The 3,330-nt window shown below is 52.2% G+C and carries 1 protein-coding gene and 1 pseudogene; one reads left to right on the forward strand and one right to left on the reverse strand.

Annotated features, from left to right (window positions below; all coding sequences use genetic code 11):
• Positions 1–598 (reverse strand): annotated as a pseudogene (locus tag Q0668_RS14990) (hypothetical protein); the annotation flags it as partial.
• Between the two features lie 201 nt (positions 599–799).
• Between Q0668_RS14990 and Q0668_RS14995 the strand changes: the two are divergent.
• Positions 800–3,330: DUF4062 domain-containing protein (locus Q0668_RS14995; protein ID WP_298866093.1), on the forward strand; the 2,531-nt coding region annotated here is incomplete at its 3' end.

Raw genomic sequence — 3,330 nt, forward strand, 5'->3', positions numbered from 1 at the left:
GTCGATCGCGCAATGCAGTCAGAGAAATCACAACCGTCAATCGATCTGCAAAGTGCTTGATGAGGTGCTGCCAAAGCGCCCCCGATGCCAGGCCGGGGGAATGCTTCAACACAATTTTAAGATCTTCACCTTGAGGGTGATTGTCAATCGCGACAGGCCAGCGGCTCCGATCTTCACGGAACCCCAGATTGACATCATCAATCACAATCAGTTTGGGATGTTCAACGGTCGTCTTGTTCTTTTCTGGTGTGGCATCCGGTTTCTGGCATCCCAGAAACTCACGAATGCGCCAGACAAAACGTTTTTTCTGACCCTGTTGCTCAGGATAGGCAGCCCAAATGGTATGCGCCCGGGCGTAACTTTCACTATTCCCTTTCACGAAATCAGGGAGAGGATTGAGTTCGTAGTTTTTCAAGTCGCTACAAGAAAGCTTAATTAGATCTGCCAGATACCAGGCTCCCCCGAGTCGCGGCTTTCTGCTCGCTGCCTGCACCGGGTTTGAATAAGTACACGATTCCAGCGGCAACCGTGCCAGATTATTATCCAATACTAAATCACCGGTGACTTCAATGATATGCTTCTGCCCGTTGTCGTTCATTGTGGCCCCTTTTTCTTGTTGCCGTCCAATGCAGGTTGTCTTTTCAGAGTGCCTGATCAAAAAACTCCCAGTGGTTGATCTGCACTATTCCCCACGGTACATTCATACTAATTGAAAATAAAGGCAACAGGGTGTTTTGGGGATATGACCTGATAAATCCGCAGTGAGAAATTCGCTAATCTACGCTAGGTATAAATAACCATGTCATTTCCCTGGATTTCGCGACCTGTTTTTCTCTCATCCACATTTCGTGATATGCATGCGGAGCGTGATCACTTGCGTGCAGAAGTGTTTCCTCAACTGGAAGAACAACTCGCTGAGCGCCGGCACCATCTTGAACCAATCGATCTGCGCTGGGGTGTCGAAACTGTTTCGCTCGATGACGAGCATGACAAGGAGCTGCTGGTGCTCAAGGTCTGTCTGTCGGAAATTGAACGCAGCCGTCCGTTTCTGATTGTGCTTGTGGGTGAGCGGTATGGCTGGATTCCTCCAGAAGAACGAATGCAGGTCGCTGCGGACGAAGTCGATTTTACGTGCGAGCTCACGGGCAAGAGTGTCACGGCGATTGAGATCGAATATGGTGCGCTCTCGAACTCCGATCAGCTGAGCCGCACCTGGTTTTACTTTCGCGATCCGCTTCCCTACGATCAAATGCCGAAAAAAATAATGGAAGACTATCAGGAAACAAATCCCGAGGCAGTCGAACGGCTTGACGCACTCAAACAACATATCACTGATAAGCATCCCGATCGAGTGCGGAAATACGCTCTGAATTGGGACAGCGAAGGTAATGGATTTCAGGAGCAGGGTGCGCAGAGTCTCGAAACCTTCGGTCAGCAGGTACTCACCGATCTGTGGTCTGATCTGGATGGGGAAACGAAAAGCTACGCGCATCAACCCGATCCCACCTGGCAGGATGAAGAACGCTGGGAGTTGGAGACGTTTGTCGAAGATCGTGGCCGCGACTTTCTGGGACGGGAAGAGACCGTTCGTGAATTATGTGAGTTAGCACTCTCACCCGTTTCAGAGAACGGCTGCGTCGGTGCTTCGGTAACAGGGCAAGCGGGGTCGGGCAAAAGCAGCCTGTTTGCACATCTCTGTCGCAAACTGGAAAACGAAGACGTGCTGCTATTGAGTCAGGCGGCTGGCATCAGCCAAAGGTCACAACAGGTCAATTCATTATTGCGAAGGTGGATTGGTGAATTGGCGGTATTCCTTGTGGAAGAAGATCCCTCTGTCGAAATTACCGATATCGAGGAACTCGAAACAACGTTCGCCTCGCTGATGGGGCGTGCTGCGTTAAACACGCGTGTGGTTGTGTTGCTCGATGCTTTGAATCAGTTCGAGCCGACCGTGCGTGCGTTACATTTCACATGGTGGCCCAAACTATGGCCGAAAAATGCTCGAGTCATCGCCACTTCCATTCCGGGAACCGCCTCGGCTGCGCTGGAACAGCGTCCCGGTATCGATGCGGTTGTGCTGCCGCTACTGAACCAGACCGAAGCCCAACAAATCGTGCAGGCGGTTTGTCGCCGCTACCACCGTGAGATCCACCCAGATGTCGTTCAGGAACTGCTGGATAAAAAAATAGACGGCAGTCCCGCAGCCGGTATTCCGCTCTGGCTGGAACTGGCGGTTGAGGAACTGAACCTGCTCGATGCCGACGATTTTCAACGGGCCGATACGGATTACACGGGAACTCCCGAACAACGGCTGCATCAACTGCTGCTCGACACCGCCAGGTATCTTCCTGCTACCGTGGCGGAAATCTATTCTGCGATGCTGGAGCGTACCGAAAAGATTGTGGGTAAGCCGCTCGCCCGTGGCTTTGCTAACCTGATTGCCATCAGCCGAGCAGGCTGGCGTGAACGCGACCTGGAAGACTTGTTGCCGCGCATCACTGGTGAGGAGTGGAACGGTTTACAATTCGCAATTCTGCGGCGAACCTTCCGTGCACATCTGGTGCGACGTGGCGCAGGCGAGCAGTATGACTTCTTTCATCAGCAGATGCGACAGGCGGTATGTCAACGCAACCTGCAGGATGATTCTCTGGTCGTTGAGTTGCATACCCACATCGCCGACTACCTCGAAACGCTTCCCTCAGATGAACCGCTGCGTCAGACAGAACTGATGTATCACCTGATTGGCACCGACAATCAATTACGGGCAGCCAGGTATTACGGTGGAGACCTGAATAAACAAGAACAGGCTGGTGCCACCCGCACGCTGGCAGACCATATTTTAGAGGGGGCGAGTACAGAAACCGAAGCCAATCTGAATTGGATCCTGGCAATGTCTGATTGTGAGGAACTCTCCGGTGATCAACTGTCACAACTCAGTATTCGGTTTATTTTCAGTCTAGCAATGGCGCTCAACAACGAGACCATTCTGGCAACGCAGATGAAGATTTTTACTCAATCACGCGCCATTCTAACTGGATTAATGCCGCAAGACCGATCCAATGCCGGATGGCAGCGGAATCTCTCAGTCAGCCAGGAAAAGATCGGAGACGTATTATTTGCTCAAGGGAATGCGACTGGAGCAGTTCAGGCTTACCAGGAAGCCCTCGATATTCGTCAGCGTCTGGTTTCGCAAGATCCCACCAATGCCGATTGGCAGCGGAATCTCACAGCCAGCCTGGATAGGGTGGGAGACGTATTACGCGCTCAAGGGGATGCGACCGGAGCGCTACAGACCTATCGGGAATCCCTCAGCATTCGTCAAGACCTGGC

The sequence above is a fragment of the uncultured Gimesia sp. genome, from assembly GCF_937910335.1.
Lineage (GTDB): Bacteria > Planctomycetota > Planctomycetia > Planctomycetales > Planctomycetaceae > Gimesia.